The 14,024-nt window shown below is 33.6% G+C and carries 17 protein-coding genes; 11 read left to right on the forward strand and 6 right to left on the reverse strand.

The features are described from left to right. Window positions 1-17: 17 nt before the first annotated feature. From ASJ80_RS14365 to ASJ80_RS14390, 6 genes are all read right to left on the reverse strand, one after another. The gene (locus tag ASJ80_RS14365; RefSeq protein ID WP_069584000.1) at window positions 18-665 is read right to left on the reverse strand and encodes a 4'-phosphopantetheinyl transferase family protein; all 648 of its coding nucleotides are present in this window, start codon (window positions 663-665) and stop codon (window positions 18-20) included. Window positions 666-951: 286 nt separating this feature from the next. Beyond that, window positions 952-1,716, reverse strand: coding sequence for an aspartate dehydrogenase (locus ASJ80_RS14370; protein WP_069584005.1), 765 nt, complete (start codon window positions 1,714-1,716; stop codon window positions 952-954). A 129-nt stretch (window positions 1,717-1,845) separates the two neighbouring features. Beyond that, window positions 1,846-2,763: a quinolinate synthase NadA gene (gene nadA / locus ASJ80_RS14375; RefSeq protein WP_069584001.1), complete on the reverse strand. Its 918-nt coding sequence runs from the start codon at window positions 2,761-2,763 to the stop codon at window positions 1,846-1,848. 213 nt (window positions 2,764-2,976) lie between these two features. Further along, complete coding sequence (locus tag ASJ80_RS14380) at window positions 2,977-3,330, reverse strand: SDR family NAD(P)-dependent oxidoreductase (RefSeq protein ID WP_069584002.1); 354 nt, start codon at window positions 3,328-3,330, stop codon at window positions 2,977-2,979. A 38-nt stretch (window positions 3,331-3,368) separates the two neighbouring features. Beyond that, on the reverse strand, window positions 3,369-4,034 hold the full coding sequence (gene npdG, locus ASJ80_RS14385) for an NADPH-dependent F420 reductase (protein ID WP_069584003.1): 666 nt from the start codon (window positions 4,032-4,034) through the stop codon (window positions 3,369-3,371). A gap of 49 nt (window positions 4,035-4,083) precedes the next feature. Continuing rightward, window positions 4,084-5,154, reverse strand: coding sequence for an NAD(P)-dependent alcohol dehydrogenase (locus ASJ80_RS14390; protein WP_069584004.1), 1,071 nt, complete (start codon window positions 5,152-5,154; stop codon window positions 4,084-4,086). A gap of 519 nt (window positions 5,155-5,673) precedes the next feature. Between ASJ80_RS14390 and ASJ80_RS14395 the strand changes: the two genes are divergently transcribed. From ASJ80_RS14395 to ASJ80_RS17735, 11 genes are all read left to right on the forward strand, one after another. Beyond that, entirely contained in the window at window positions 5,674-6,264 is a 591-nt protein-coding gene (locus ASJ80_RS14395) for a TetR/AcrR family transcriptional regulator (RefSeq protein ID WP_095652111.1), read from the forward strand. Between the two features lie 144 nt (window positions 6,265-6,408). Further along, window positions 6,409-7,020, forward strand: a complete 612-nt coding sequence (locus tag ASJ80_RS14400) for a TetR/AcrR family transcriptional regulator (protein WP_095652112.1) — start codon at window positions 6,409-6,411, stop codon at window positions 7,018-7,020. A 575-nt stretch (window positions 7,021-7,595) separates the two neighbouring features. After that, window positions 7,596-7,991, forward strand: coding sequence for a pilus assembly protein (locus ASJ80_RS14405; protein WP_069585783.1), 396 nt, complete (start codon window positions 7,596-7,598; stop codon window positions 7,989-7,991). Between the two features lie 120 nt (window positions 7,992-8,111). After that, on the forward strand, window positions 8,112-9,218 hold the full coding sequence (locus ASJ80_RS14410) for a molybdopterin oxidoreductase family protein (RefSeq protein ID WP_069585784.1): 1,107 nt from the start codon (window positions 8,112-8,114) through the stop codon (window positions 9,216-9,218). A 9-nt stretch (window positions 9,219-9,227) separates the two neighbouring features. Then, entirely contained in the window at window positions 9,228-10,376 is a 1,149-nt protein-coding gene (locus ASJ80_RS14415) for a Coenzyme F420 hydrogenase/dehydrogenase, beta subunit C-terminal domain (RefSeq protein ID WP_069585785.1), read from the forward strand. A gap of 38 nt (window positions 10,377-10,414) precedes the next feature. Next, window positions 10,415-10,831: a hydrogenase iron-sulfur subunit gene (locus ASJ80_RS14420; RefSeq protein WP_069585786.1), complete on the forward strand. Its 417-nt coding sequence runs from the start codon at window positions 10,415-10,417 to the stop codon at window positions 10,829-10,831. Between the two features lie 361 nt (window positions 10,832-11,192). Next, window positions 11,193-11,486, forward strand: a complete 294-nt coding sequence (locus ASJ80_RS14425; RefSeq protein ID WP_069585787.1) for a putative quinol monooxygenase — start codon at window positions 11,193-11,195, stop codon at window positions 11,484-11,486. Window positions 11,487-11,742: 256 nt separating this feature from the next. Next, window positions 11,743-12,519 carry an SDR family NAD(P)-dependent oxidoreductase gene (locus ASJ80_RS14430; protein ID WP_069585788.1) on the forward strand — a complete coding sequence of 259 codons (777 nt, stop codon included), beginning with the start codon at window positions 11,743-11,745 and terminating at the stop codon, window positions 12,517-12,519. A 53-nt stretch (window positions 12,520-12,572) separates the two neighbouring features. After that, window positions 12,573-12,932 carry a carboxymuconolactone decarboxylase family protein gene (locus tag ASJ80_RS14435; protein WP_069585789.1) on the forward strand — a complete coding sequence of 120 codons (360 nt, stop codon included), beginning with the start codon at window positions 12,573-12,575 and terminating at the stop codon, window positions 12,930-12,932. A gap of 376 nt (window positions 12,933-13,308) precedes the next feature. Next, complete coding sequence (locus tag ASJ80_RS17730; protein ID WP_255360728.1) at window positions 13,309-13,434, forward strand: hypothetical protein; 126 nt, start codon at window positions 13,309-13,311, stop codon at window positions 13,432-13,434. Between the two features lie 402 nt (window positions 13,435-13,836). Further along, complete coding sequence (locus tag ASJ80_RS17735) at window positions 13,837-13,968, forward strand: hypothetical protein (protein WP_255360729.1); 132 nt, start codon at window positions 13,837-13,839, stop codon at window positions 13,966-13,968. The last annotated feature ends 56 nt before the right edge of the window (window positions 13,969-14,024 follow it).

Here is a 14,024-nt window from a genome sequence, read left to right on the forward strand (position 1 = left end):
TCCACTCCATCAGTCTTTTAATCTCCTATTACATTTTCAATATCCTGCAGATTTATTAGAGCAGGTTCAGTGATTCTACTTTGTGAGCATACACCAAGCATATAATCACCTCCACAAATGTTCCAAAGCCCAAAACTGCCAGTATTTTCTCTGTGTATCAGTTCTATTTGATCATTAATTTGTATGCAAAATTCGTCAAGAGCAAGCCTAAATCCTAAGCCTGTCATTTTCATATAACTCTCTTTTAATACCCATAATTCAAAAAAAGCTTTCTTTTGGTTGTTATTATTTAAAATATACTCATACTCAGTGCCGTAAAAAAAATACTTCGCTAAACTCAAATCAATATCCTGAACGTATTCAATGTCAACACCAACTGGAGAATCAGAAACTGCACATGCCACATATTTTTCAGAATGTGAAAGATTAAAATGTATATCAGAATAGTTTTTCAAATAGGGCTTACCATATTTATCTATATCAAATATGGGGTTACTGATGCCAATTTTATCTAAAACATGGTTTAACAGGACTTCCACCCCAACAGACAAATTTCTATCTTTTTTGTGAAAATATCTGCTGGATTTTTTTATTCTTGTCTTTGATACAGAACTCTTTATTCTGTTAAAGTCAAGTTCTGATACATCCATGTAATATAACAACATTTTTTCACATCAAATTACTTATAATGTAATAATATTGTCAATTGATGCTCCAAATCAACTATTTTTTTTTAATTTATTATAATATTACATGAAAATCATCCAATCAATTATTTAAACTTATGGAATCCCATGAGATTCTTTAAATGATACATGAAATAGGATTCAATCTAATAAAAATAAAAAAATTAAAAAAAGTCTTATATCCAATATATGCCGGCTTAAAAACCTAATATTCAAATAATAAGAGTTAATATCCCAAAATAAGTATTTAAAACTATGAATTAATTTATATCCCAACATTCAGGTTTTTATTTAGACTTTTAATTAGTTTAACCACAGAATATGCGGCTAAAAGACTTGTTTTTGGGTTTGTAGCACAGGTCTCATTTTCAGTAATGGTCCGGAACTTGCCAAAATCACCTGCCACACAGACTTCATGGCAGTTCCGGCTCACATTAGGGTCAGCTATGATTTTCACATCCACTTCTTTACCATACGCAATGCTCAATGCAGCGGCCACATTAATGTTTGCAGGAAATTTACGTACTGCATCCCCCGCTTTACCTTCATATAACACTGTTTCAGTATCTACTGAGATCCCAAGTGATTCCGGAGATTTGCGGGTAACTAAACTCACTTCATTTATCTCCCCAATAGAAGCTGCTTTAATACCATCTAACCCAACAACAGCCCCAGAAGGTGCATATATTCGGGAATTGTTTTCCTCAGCTATCTTCCCCAAATAATTTCTAAAATCTAGATCTATTAAAGCTCCCATGCTCATTATAATGACATCTTTTCCCATTTTAAGGATTTGGGGGACAACTTTTACAACTGCATCCTGAGATGCAGCTTCAATTACAAGATCCACATTGTTTACCATATCATTTACATCTTCAACTGCGATTCCATCCACTTGAGATGCTAAGTTTTCAGCCCTTTCCATATCCATGTCATGAAAAAATTTTAGATCCGCATTCAGCTCCCCTTTTGCAGCAGAATTAGTTATTATACTTGCTATGGCACCACATCCCAGGATCCCTGCAACCATAACACTGCGCGGGTATTCCTTAGTTAAATTTTCAGAATTAGACTCCAAATACAAATCTTCACTTTCTTCCATTTCTAAGAATTCATGGAGCGTGGTTTCATTCATTTTATACACCTTCTAATTTAATCATTAATTTTTAGAAACTTCAATCATCCTCTTAATTGCCACTTTTGCCTTTTCTGCTATGTTTTTATCAACTTCAACCACATATTCTCCAGTTAAAAGACAATTTTTAACATTCCCAATTGTATACAACTTCATATTCTCACAAATTGCATCATTTAGAGCCGGAATGAATGTTTTATCAGGATTTTCCCGTTTTAAGCGCGTGACCATATCCACTTCAGTGCATATAATAAATGTTTTTTTAGGTGATCTAGCTACGTGGTGAATCATACCTCCTGTGCTTAAAACATTATCTGCAAAATTTTGCACCTCAGGATCGCATTCTGGATGGACCAGTATCTCTGCATCATGATATTTACTTCTTAAAAAATGTAAATCTCCTAAATCGAACAATTTATGGACGTAACAGTATCCCTGTGAAGGCATAGGTATAATCTCTTTATTCACCTTTTTAGAGACGTACCATGCCAGGTTTCTATCTGGACCAAAGAGTATTTTTTCTTGAGGAATGCTTTCCACTACTTTAACTGCATTTGAAGAAGTACATAAAATTTCAGCTTCCGCCTTAGCTTCAGCCAGCGTATTAACATAAAGAACTGCAGCTGTATCCGGATACATTTTTTTAAACTTTTTAACATCTTTTGCATTAAGCATGCATGCCATTGGACATTTTGCTTGAGTATCTGGAATCAATATTTTTTTGTTGGGGTTTAATATTGCTGCTGTCTCTGCCATGAAATCGACCCCGCAGAAAACTACAATATCGGATTCATCTATTTCTGATGCTTTTATACAGAGTTCAAGTGAATCTCCTACAAAATCTGCAATTTCCTGTATATCACCAGTTTGATAATTGTGAGCTAATATTATTGCATTTTTTTCCTTTTTAAGCCGCTCGATTTCCTGCAGATCACTTAACATAAAATCACTTTAAATTATATCAATAAAATTAGTTTTCCCAGTAATTATGCTAATTAAAGCATGTAACCTCTTATTTCTTTAAGTTTATATCCCCTATTCCAGATCTTAATTTTTCATTCGATTAAAAAAAAATAGGGCATCGGAGGCGGTATTGAGCGAAATTAATTTAGATGCCCTATGCACTGTTTAAAGGTTAATTATGGCCAAATCCATTTAAATAGCACCTGTCACATCAACACTAAAATCTATCTCCCAAATTCCCTCCCCGATATCCAAAACTGGAGTTATGATGTCTGCTATCCCTGCACAATTAAGTATTATATCCAATTTTCCAAATTCATTTACAGCAGCATTGATTGCACTTTGGATATTTTCATTATCATCGCCTGCAGAAACAAATATAATTTTTTTGCTGTCGCTAATCTGATTGATATCATCTCCCAGTTTTTCATCTGCTCCTAAAACTACAACAACTGATGCACCTTCCTTTGCAAAAAGTCTGGCAACTTCATTTCGTATTCCTGAGCTCGCACCATTAACAAGTACTACCTTATTCTCCAATTTCATTATTTTTATCCCCTTTTAGTGAAGTGGTAATTTGTACTTTATTTAGCTAAACCAGTGATCCTGATTCCCCCAAATTGAGTTTTATTTCGTATATTTAAACCAATCAAGAGAGGAGTAATCTTTTCTATTATTTTAGCTCTTTCTAAGGGTCCACAGTCAATTACATTGACACCTGGAATTTTCTCAATTAATTCAGAAGCAACTGCCTTAGAATTTGCATCATCACCAGAAATAAGGCAGTCGCAGTCAATTGGTTCTTTAAAGTCCATTAAAGCCGCAGAACTGATATTATTAAAAGCACATATCACATTGCTATCTTTTAAGATTTTAGCAGATCTTTCTGCTGCTGCACCGTCCCATAGGTCAACATATTCAATAGGAGATCCACCTATGGCTGATTCTAGAGGTCCTGTAGCATCTAATAATATTTTACCGCTTGCTCCTTCTTTAATAGAACGTAAAGTTGATTTTTGAGCAGCTAATGGTACGGTTAAAACCAATAATTCAGCTTCTACTGCAGCATCAGCATTCTCAGCAGCTTTAATATTATCTACACCGCCCAAAAGGTCTTTTACCTTACCTACAGCAGCTTCAGCTTTTTCAGCTGTTCTTGAACCTATTATAACATCTTCTCCAGCTTGCACAAAACGTATGGCGATTCCCAATCCTTGCCCACCTGTTCCACCAATTATTGCTATTTTCATATTATCACCCTTTAATTTTAAAATTAAAAATAAAAAATTGAATTGGCACCTATTCTAGAAGGACGACTGGTTTAATTAAGTCCCTAGGTTTCTCTTTCATCAGCAAAAGAGCTTCTTCTATTTTATCAAAACCTTTAAATTTATGGGTTACCAGTAACTCAGGGTCCATACGTCCGTATGTTATAAGATCTGCCAGTCTTTCCATCCTGACTCTTCCACCCGGGCAAAGACCAGTAATTATATCTTTGTCTGCCATACCAAATCCCCATCCTACACGGCATAGTGGCAGAGTATCTTTTTCTCCTTCCCCTTTACCAAAGTAGTTGTTGTTGGAAATTTTCGATCCTGCTTTAGCCATTTTACATGCATCTATTAGGATATCAGGACCACCACCAGATATGATTACTGCATCAACACCTTCTCCATCGGTTGCATCAAGGATCTGTTCTGCAGTATCTCCATCTCTGTAGCTGATTATATCTGTAGCGCCGTATTTTTTGGCTACTTCAACGGATACAGGTCTGGTACCGACTGCAAATATTCTTCCAGCACCCCTGAGTTTTGCACCAGCTATACCGCAAAGCCCAACTGCACCGATACCAAGAACGGCTACCGTACTTCCAAGTTCAATTCCTGCATTTTCAGCCCCCATAAAACCAGTGCTCATCATATCTGTGATCATGACAGCTGCTTCCTGGGACATTCCTTCTGGTAAATGTGCCAGGTTGTTATCTGCGAGATTAACATGGAAAAATTCACCGAATACCCCATCTTTAAAGTTAGAATATTTCCAACCTCCACATGCTCCCCCTGTTTGTGAAGGGAAACCACGCTGCACGGCTTCCGAATCCCAGTCAGGAGTTATAGCTGGTACAATTACTCTATCACCAGGTTTGAAGTCTTTGACTTCAGTTCCCACTTCGTCTACTATCCCTACAGCTTCGTGTCCTAAAATCATGTTGTGTCTGTCACCTATTGCTCCTTCCCAGACAGTGTGAACATCAGAAGTACATGGTGCTAGACATGTTGGCCTAACAATAGCATCCCTTGGACCACATTTTGGTCTGTCTTTTTCTATCCATCCAGTCTCTCCTATTTTTAACATAGCAAATCCTTTCATTTTAATTCACCTCGTTTAACTCTTGAGTAAGGATTGTGAGTTATGATATATAAACATACCGAATGTTCTGTTTGCAATGATTAATAATAAATATTCATAGAGACCGTTCTCTAGGTAATTGGGGTGAAGAAAAAGTTTCAAATTTTTTTTTGTCAAAATTAATCAGGATAAACGACAATTATCAATCAACACATTCTTTATTCAAGAATCATGCATCTACTAAGCTTATGAAATTAAATTAAGATTTTTTCAGATTATATTAATATATTTTAATCCAATTAAATCATTATAAAATATGCTTTAAAGTAAAATGTAATGATTATTTTATATACTAAATCTACATATTTTAAACCATATCCATTCCATAAACATTCCAAATGTATTTAGAGTTTTAAATGCCGCAGAATAAACTTATTAAATTGTTCTATTATTATTTAATCAATATTTTAATTTGATTGTCATTAGATGATCAGTAACACATATATAACTTTTATTATTAAACTATAAAAGGGAGAAAATATGGACACGAAATCTAGGATTATGGAAGAAGCTTTTAAATTATTTCTAAAAAAAGGATTTGCTGATGTTTCATTGAGCGAAATTATGAAAGCAGCAGATATTACCACTGGAGGATTTTACTATCATTTCGACAGTAAAGATACTCTACTTGTGAAAGTAATTGAAAAATACATATTTGATTATTTTAGTTCAGTCATAAATCAAATTAGAAATTGTACAGGCACCCCTAAAGAAAAATTAAAAACTATGATATTATCCCTTATAGGAGAAACCCATTTATCTAAAAACTCTGAAAAAATAGACTACAGGGCTTTACACTTGTTATTGATGGAAGGTGTTCAGAAATATGAAATAATAAGTCAACACTACACAGAATTTTACTATAACCTGTTAAACCTCATTACAGATGTAGTAGATGAAGGTAAAGCTAAAGGCTGTATAAGAAAGGATGTTGACTCTACAGAAATTGCAACAGTTATCCAAACTACCATGGTAGGAACAGTTTTAATGGGAATAGCAATGCCTGAAATACCCCTAGAAGAAAGGATAAATTCCAGTATAGAACAGTTGTGGGATTATATTTCAAAATAAGCTTAACCCATTAAAAATAGTATTCTTCTTTTAAATTTCCATCATTTTCAGTTATTAACAATCACAAAGGTAATAGTCGGTATGTTTATATGCCCATATGAAATATACATTAGTTTATAAGTCAAATTAATATGAGATGCATACATGGACACGAAATCTAGGATTATGGAAGAAGCTTTTAAATTATTTCTAAAAAAAGGATTTGCTGATGTTTCATTGAGCGAAATTATGAAAGCAGCAGATATTACCACTGGAGGATTTTACTATCATTTCGACAGTAAAGATACTCTACTTGTGAAAGTAATTGAAAAATACATATTTGATTATTTTAGTTCAGTCATAAATCAAATTAGAAATTGTACAGGCACCCCTAAAGAAAAATTAAAAACTATGATATTATCCATCGTAGGGGACGATGCAACCATTAACGCATGTACACAATTATGCCAAGGCTCTGAAAGAATAGATTACAGGACTTTACACCTGTTATTATTTGAAGGTGTTCAGAAATATGAAATAATAAGTCAACACTACACAGAATTTTACTATAACCTGTTAAACCTCATTACAGATGTACTAGATGAAGGTAAAGCTAAAGGCTGTATAAGAAAGGATGTTGACTCTACAGAAATTGCAACAGTTATCCAAACTACCATGGTAGGAACAGTTTTAATGTGGATAGGAATACCTGAAATGCCGCTAGAAGTAAGAATGAATTCTAATATAGATCATTTATGGGATTATATTTCAAAATAAGATTTACTCATTAAAAAAAATTATTCACTTCTTTTAATACGTAAACTATTTTTTATTTAAGCTGTAACTTGAAGATAGGATATAAAATTACATTCAAGGTACTGCCCATCTATTTTATTAAAGTCTGTTTGATACTTTTCATTATTTAAATACATCAAATTTAACATGCTTTTCTGATCTATAATTATTAATAATTGCAAACAGAACATTCGGTATGTTTATATATGATAAAAGTTCAAAAAAATATTTATAGCAAGGCCTCAGATGGCCTTAAATTAGAAAGAAGATGAAATCGGGATAAAAATACTCCCTGATTTTACACAAAGGCAACATAGTAGTATAAAAAAAAATAAAAACCACCGGAATAACTTAAAAACCAGATATTCACCTTTTATAATTACATACAAGCATATTCCAATGAGTTTAAAGAAGCATTGATACAAGCACGAAGATTTACCAATACCTACAAAACTGTGCAAATGAACAGCTATCAGAAATTCTAATCAGGGATTAATGATGATTTGATCATCGGAGGTAGCATAAAAGGACTAAATCCTTTTGGAGGTAATATAAAAATGACGACATGTAGTACAAATATAAATGTTTACGTGAGTAAGATCAAAATGGTCCGACCGAAAAAAAATCCCAAGAATTCTAATTTTGATCTGAACTTAGATTGGAATATTGATTATGTAAAAACAGATGAAAAAACATTGAAATATGTTTGTACAGTGTCTGCAGTTGGTAAAATGCCCCTTAATTTCGAAATTCATGGATTAATCAAATTTGAAGACAAAAATACAAATTTAGAGAGCATATCTGAGGAATTATCGGCTTTGATTATAGATAAGAGTATAAACACAATGAATAACATGTTAAATGAAACTAAAGACATCAAAATACTAATTAACACCACAAATAACGCGCATACAACTGAAATTTCGGAAATTGTCCTCAAAGGATGGTGTTAAATAACAATAGCTATTATTTGAGAATTTGGATTAAAATGCTTTTAAATAAAATTTGATTCAAAGAAGACAGTATAAGACAAATTAAGCTGTAATACTTGAAATTGAGTAAAGGTGAAAAAAATGATGAAAATGACACACACTATCTGTCCATCCTGCAGTGTAGGTTGTGGAATAAACCTCATAACCAAAAATCAGGAAGTGGTGGGAACCTACCCCTACAAAAGACACCATATAAATGAAGGGAAAAACTGCTCGCGAGGGCGAAAATGTTTTGAAGTTTTAAGTGAAAAGACCAGATTAACATTCCCCCTCATAAAAAAGGGAAGTTTAATAGACTCTGATTGGGAAGAAGCTTTAAATATGGCTGTTAAAGAAATAAAATCCCTTAAAGGAGAAGAAATTGGAATTATTGCCTCTGGAAACTGCACCAATGAAGAATGTGAAATTTTAAAGAAATTTGCTGATGCTCTGGGCGTGGAAAACATTGGCTACAACAACCATAATTTTTCCAATTTTGATTTTGAAACTGGGAGTTTTGATGACGTGGAGAATTCCCAGTTTATCCTAATAATAGGCGATATATTAAAAGAGAATCCACTGATGGGGCGGAGAATAATACGGGCCAAAGAGAATGGCGCCGAAATAATCGCTGCAGATTATCCTGATAAAACCACCACAGGTATAAATGCAGATGAATACATCCAGATTAAATCCATCAAAGAATTTCTGGATAATCTAAGCTTTGAAGTTCAGAGTAAACTGAATGAGGATTCTATAATTATTGTAGGCAAATTAGACCATAAACAAGAATTAGATGAGTTTTATCAAATTGCCTCAAATTCAAATTCTAAAATAGTTTTAGTAATGGATGATTGTAACTCCCGAGGGGCTATGAATACCCTGCCTGTTTTAGATAAGGATGATTTGAAAACCCTTATTGAAGGGGTGAAATTATTATATGTTGTTGGGGATGATCCTGCCTCTTACACAGAAAAATCCTTCAAAAACCTAGATTTTTTAATCACACAAACTACCACCCTCAATGATACAGCTCTAATATCGGATATAGTTCTCCCCGGCGCTTTCTGGGCAGAAAAGAGCGGATCATTTACCAACTGCACAGGCAATATTCAAAAAATCCCACAGGTAGTTCCTGTAGCAGGAAAAGCCCTAGATGATGTAACTATTATTCAAAAAATTGCAGAAAAATTGGGTATAGATTTATAAGGTGATAATATGGACCCTAAATACTTACTGGTCAGAGCAAAAGATGAAAATTTACTGGAAAAAGGGGAATGTGGAGGTGCGGTAAGTTCAATTTTCAAATATGTTCTTGATAGCAATCTAGTTGATGGAGTTTTAAACTTGAGCCATGGAGAAGATATTTACGATGGCATTCCCAACTTAATTGAAGATTCAAATGATTTAGCACAGACAGGTGGATCTTTACACTGTGCACCGACCATGTTTGGAGATTTAATAAGTAAATATTTACAGGATATACGGCTAGCGGCGGCTGTGAAACCATGTGATGCCATGGCTATCAAAGAACTGGAGAATAGGCACCAAATTGATGGTGACAAAATTTATAAGATAGGTCTCAATTGTGGGGGCACTGTGCTGCCAGTTACCGCACGTAAAATGATAGAACTATTTTACGAAACCGACCCTGCCGATGTGGTGAAGGAGGAGATTGACAAGGGTAAATTCATCATTGAACTCAAGGATGGTAGTCATAAAGACCTAAAAATTGATGACCTTGAAGACGAAGGCTACGGAAGACGGGTGAACTGTCAAAGATGCGAACAAATGATTCCCCGCAATGCAGATATTGCCTGTGGAAACTGGGGAACCGAACCTGGATGGACCTTTGTAGAAATAATAACCCCCAAAGGAAAGGAACTTGTGGAAAATGCAAAACAAAATGGATACATAGAAGTTAAATCTCCATCAGAAAAAGCTGTAGCTATACGGGAGAAAGTAGAAAGTGTAATGATAAAAATGGCCAGGAAATTTCAGGATAAATATCTGGAAGAAAATTATCCATCCATTGAGAAATGGGATGAATACTGGAACAGGTGCATCAAATGTTACGCCTGTAGAGATGCATGCCCCCTTTGTTACTGCCGCGAATGTGAACTGGAAAAAGAGTTCTATAAAGATTCAGAAAACACCCCGCCGGACCCTCTTACTTTCCAGGGAGTTAGACTGTCACATGTATGTTACAGCTGTATTAACTGTGGTCAGTGCGAAGATGTGTGCCCCATGGAAATCCCAGTGGCCCGTATTTTCCATAGAATGCAGAAAAAATACAGGGATAACACGGGATTTATAGCAGGTATGAGTGAAGAACTACCGCCTCTTTACAGCCCTGAAAAAGAATAGATAAGGAGCAACTGTTTTACTAAAATTAAGGTGATAAAATGTCTGAAAATGAACCTAAAATAATCGGATTTTGTTGTAACTGGTGTTGTTACGGCGGAGCAGATACTGCAGGAACTGCCAGGATGCAGTACCCTCCAGGAGTTAGGATTATCCGTGTCATGTGTTCAGGGAGAATTACCCCATCCATGATACTCAAAGCATTCAAAGAAGGAGCCGATGGTGTGTTCGTGGGCGGATGCCACATTGGAGACTGTCATTACGATGCTGGAAACTACAAATGGAGAAGAAGAGCCAAATTCCTGGAAGAATTGATCCCTGAATTCGGAATAGATGGAGATAGATTCAGATTTGAATGGATCTCTGCATCCGAGGGTGAAAAATTCCAAAAAACAATGACAAAATTTTATAACACCCTAAAATCACATGGATCCATTCAAAGGAACTTTTCAAAGTGATTCTAATCTCTCATCTATTTTTGATATTTTCAGAGGTTTAGATTCTATTCATTTTTGTCTTTTTACATGGCTCATGTCTATAAAAAATGATTTGCGTAATTACTATAAAACATAGAATTAATTTAAATATATAACCAGTAAGTAACATCTCCCATACTCTATTTTTAATGTCAATTTTTGTATATTTCATTTATAAGACTTTTTAGTGGAATACTCAATTTCAAAGAGAACAGTATCTAAAAAATATTTCTTTAATTACAAAGAGAGCATTCGCTATGTTTATATATTGTGATAGTGCTATTACAATTAACAAAGATATTTGAAACATCAAATAGAGAAATTCTTTAAAGGAGATGAGAACATGATTATGGTAACTGCTAAAATAACAGCCAAATCAGGTGAAAGAGACAATGTTATTGCAAAAGCGCAAGATCTAATCACATCAAGTCGTTTAGACCCTGGATGTATCAGTTACAATTTATATGCAAGCACTGAAAATAAGAATGTTTTATTAATGCTTGAACAATGGGAAAATTTTGAACTTTTACAGTCACATATGCAAACAGAACATTTCAAAGTATTTGGTACAGCCACAGAAGATATTTTAGCAGAGGAAATGGATATCAGCGTTTATTCAGCAGCGATAAAATATTAACAGGATAACTATAGCAATCCACATCTGTTTACTTATTTGAAAAATTTATTTTACAATTTTAAACTTTTTATGATTAAATAATGAAAATATTACATAAAATATTCAATTTTATTTAAAATTACACCATACTATAATGTAATTTTAATATATTAATGCAATTTTAATTTCTTTTCTAATCTATTAGTTAATTATAACTATAACAAATAAATAATTACTTCTGTGTATGAATTTAGCATACCTATTCGGAGGAAATGAAATGAAAAACTATTTCGACTTAAAAGGAAAAGTGGCAGTTGTTACAGGTGCTTCAGGTGGTCTTGGAGCAGACGCAGCAAGGGCATACGCACAAGAAGGTGCTGATGTAGCCCTTTTAGCAAGGAGAAAAGAAAAATTAGAGTCCTTAGCAGAAGAAATCGGATCAACAGGAGTGAAAGCTCTCGCGGTTCAATGTGACGTTGCCGATGAAGAAAGCGTTAAAAATGCAATTGATGAAGTAATTAAATATTTTGGAAAAATAGACATCCTCTTAAACAATGCAGGTATTGCAGTTCGCGGTGGCGTCCATAGTTTAAGTGTTGAAGACTGGGATAAAGGGATGGATGTAAATGTAAAGGGCATATTCCTGGTTTCAAAATATGTCCTTCCACACATGATGGAAAATAACTATGGAAAAATCATAAACACAAGTTCCATCAATTCTATTGCCGGTGATAAAAGCGAAATGTTCATACGCCACGTTTACAATGCATCAAAAGCAGCTGTTCGTGGTTTAACCATGGGTATGGCATGTTCATATGGAAAATATGGAATTACTGTAAATGCTGTCGCTCCCGCTCTTTTTGAATCCGAAATGACATCAAACACACTTTTCAAATCCGAAGAATTCCTGGAAAGATACAGCAATGTCGTGCCTCTCAATCGTCCGGCTAAAAAAGGAGAATTAAACGGACCCATCATATTCCTGTCATCAGAAGCGTCTTCGTATATAACAGGACAGACAATTTTTGTAGATGGCGGTTTTTCAGTGGTTTGATTTAAAATATAAAACTTTCCACTTCTTTTTTACGATTTATAAGAGGAAAAACTATGAAATTTGATGAAGATAAAATTATTCAAAGTACAATCAACAGAAAACAGTTAAAAATTAGATTTTCAAAAAATTCAAATGTTTATGACTCCTTTACTGAATTAGAAAAAAAAGCTTTTGAAGAGGGTAATATCTCAAAAAAACATAAGGAACTCATGGCATTATCCATTTCCATTGTTATTAAATGCGAACCATGTATTGAATGGCATGTACAGCAAGCCTATTTGGCGGGTGCATCCGATGAAGAAATATTTGAAACTATAGATGTAGCTATAGAAATGGGCGGTGGTCCTGCTGCTGCTTATTCGCGATTTGCTTTAAATGCATTAGATTTCCACAAAAAACAAACTAAATACTAAATTTATGTCACAAAAAATGTAATTAACTATTTTTGAATTCATTTACTCTTTTAATTAGAAAAAATTATTCAACTTGAATCCTTCTAACTAATAATACTGCATACTATTTTAAAATACGCTCATGTTCACAAAAACTTCGGTTTTTGTGACCGTAAAAATCTGCGATTTTTACATGTCCATGATCCTGTGCGTGAGTTATACTTTATGTTAAATTGTAGTTTTAATTGATTATATGGGATTTATCTTAAAAAAAATGCAATTTACTTAACCAGTAATCAAATGAAAATGAAGCAATATTATTTACATAACATTCTGGGTATGAGCGTTAAAATATTAAAATTAAGGCAAATATCTCATTCTAAGTACATTGAACCCTATGGCTGCCGCAAATAAAGCTAAGCGATCACAGAGGCCTATGACATTAAACAACATACCAATGATTGCCGAAATTCCAACTGTGGCATGGACTATTCTGTTTCTTGTCAGAGAAATAATTTTTTAAACCTTCAACTATTTTCATGGTCTCCTCTTATATCATTTTCAGATATATTGTTTTTTGATATATCAATTTTAGATATATCGAGATCTTATATATTATAGTATATAAAGTTTGGGTTTTTTTTCAAAAATATAAAATTTCAACGGCATTTATACAGGCGATCTAGTTAAAAAAGTACATTGGAGACTGTTCTAAATATGAATATAACAATCATTATCTAAAGAAATATTTTAAAGGAGATGAAATGTATGATTATGGTAACTGCCAAAACAGCTAAACTTTGTGAAAAAATTGTATCAAACACAAAAAAAATCTAATTCGATCTACTCATTTAGAGCCAGATTGTATTAGTTATAATTTATATGATAGAACTGAAGACAATAATACTCTGCTAATGCTTAAAAAATGGAAAACCCAAGATATGTTAAATTTAAACATGCAAACAGGGCCTTTAAACCATTTAATACAGCTATCGAAAATATTCTATCAAAAGAAGTGGATATTGCCATTTATTCCATTAATGAATTAATAATATAATCTAATTAATGAAGTATTTATTTTTAATTTATTAAAATAGTAAAAAATCTATAATT

The organism is Methanobacterium bryantii (assembly GCF_002287175.1).
Classification (GTDB): domain Archaea; phylum Methanobacteriota; class Methanobacteria; order Methanobacteriales; family Methanobacteriaceae; genus Methanobacterium_D; species Methanobacterium_D bryantii.

Bases quoted from the DNA above. Each gene is read 5' to 3' on its own strand.
- ASJ80_RS14365 (WP_069584000.1), bottom strand. From the start codon at position 665: ATGTTGTTATATTACATGGATGTATCAGAACTTGACTTTAACAGAATA.
- ASJ80_RS14370 (WP_069584005.1), bottom strand. From the start codon at position 1,716: ATGGTTGCAGGGATCCTGGGATGTGGTGCCATAGCAAGTATAATAACT.
- nadA (WP_069584001.1), bottom strand. From the start codon at position 2,763: ATGTTAAGTGATCTGCAGGAAATCGAGCGGCTTAAAAAGGAAAAAAAT.
- ASJ80_RS14380 (WP_069584002.1), bottom strand. From the start codon at position 3,330: ATGAAATTGGAGAATAAGGTAGTACTTGTTAATGGTGCGAGCTCAGGA.
- npdG (WP_069584003.1), bottom strand. From the start codon at position 4,034: ATGAAAATAGCAATAATTGGTGGAACAGGTGGGCAAGGATTGGGAATC.
- ASJ80_RS14390 (WP_069584004.1), bottom strand. From the start codon at position 5,154: ATGAAAGGATTTGCTATGTTAAAAATAGGAGAGACTGGATGGATAGAA.
- ASJ80_RS14395 (WP_095652111.1), top strand. From the start codon at position 5,674: ATGGACACGAAATCTAGGATTATGGAAGAAGCTTTTAAATTATTTCTA.
- ASJ80_RS14400 (WP_095652112.1), top strand. From the start codon at position 6,409: ATGGACACGAAATCTAGGATTATGGAAGAAGCTTTTAAATTATTTCTA.
- ASJ80_RS14405 (WP_069585783.1), top strand. From the start codon at position 7,596: ATGACGACATGTAGTACAAATATAAATGTTTACGTGAGTAAGATCAAA.
- ASJ80_RS14410 (WP_069585784.1), top strand. From the start codon at position 8,112: ATGATGAAAATGACACACACTATCTGTCCATCCTGCAGTGTAGGTTGT.
- ASJ80_RS14415 (WP_069585785.1), top strand. From the start codon at position 9,228: ATGGACCCTAAATACTTACTGGTCAGAGCAAAAGATGAAAATTTACTG.
- ASJ80_RS14420 (WP_069585786.1), top strand. From the start codon at position 10,415: ATGTCTGAAAATGAACCTAAAATAATCGGATTTTGTTGTAACTGGTGT.
- ASJ80_RS14425 (WP_069585787.1), top strand. From the start codon at position 11,193: ATGATTATGGTAACTGCTAAAATAACAGCCAAATCAGGTGAAAGAGAC.
- ASJ80_RS14430 (WP_069585788.1), top strand. From the start codon at position 11,743: ATGAAAAACTATTTCGACTTAAAAGGAAAAGTGGCAGTTGTTACAGGT.
- ASJ80_RS14435 (WP_069585789.1), top strand. From the start codon at position 12,573: ATGAAATTTGATGAAGATAAAATTATTCAAAGTACAATCAACAGAAAA.
- ASJ80_RS17730 (WP_255360728.1), top strand. From the start codon at position 13,309: ATGGCTGCCGCAAATAAAGCTAAGCGATCACAGAGGCCTATGACATTA.
- ASJ80_RS17735 (WP_255360729.1), top strand. From the start codon at position 13,837: ATGGAAAACCCAAGATATGTTAAATTTAAACATGCAAACAGGGCCTTT.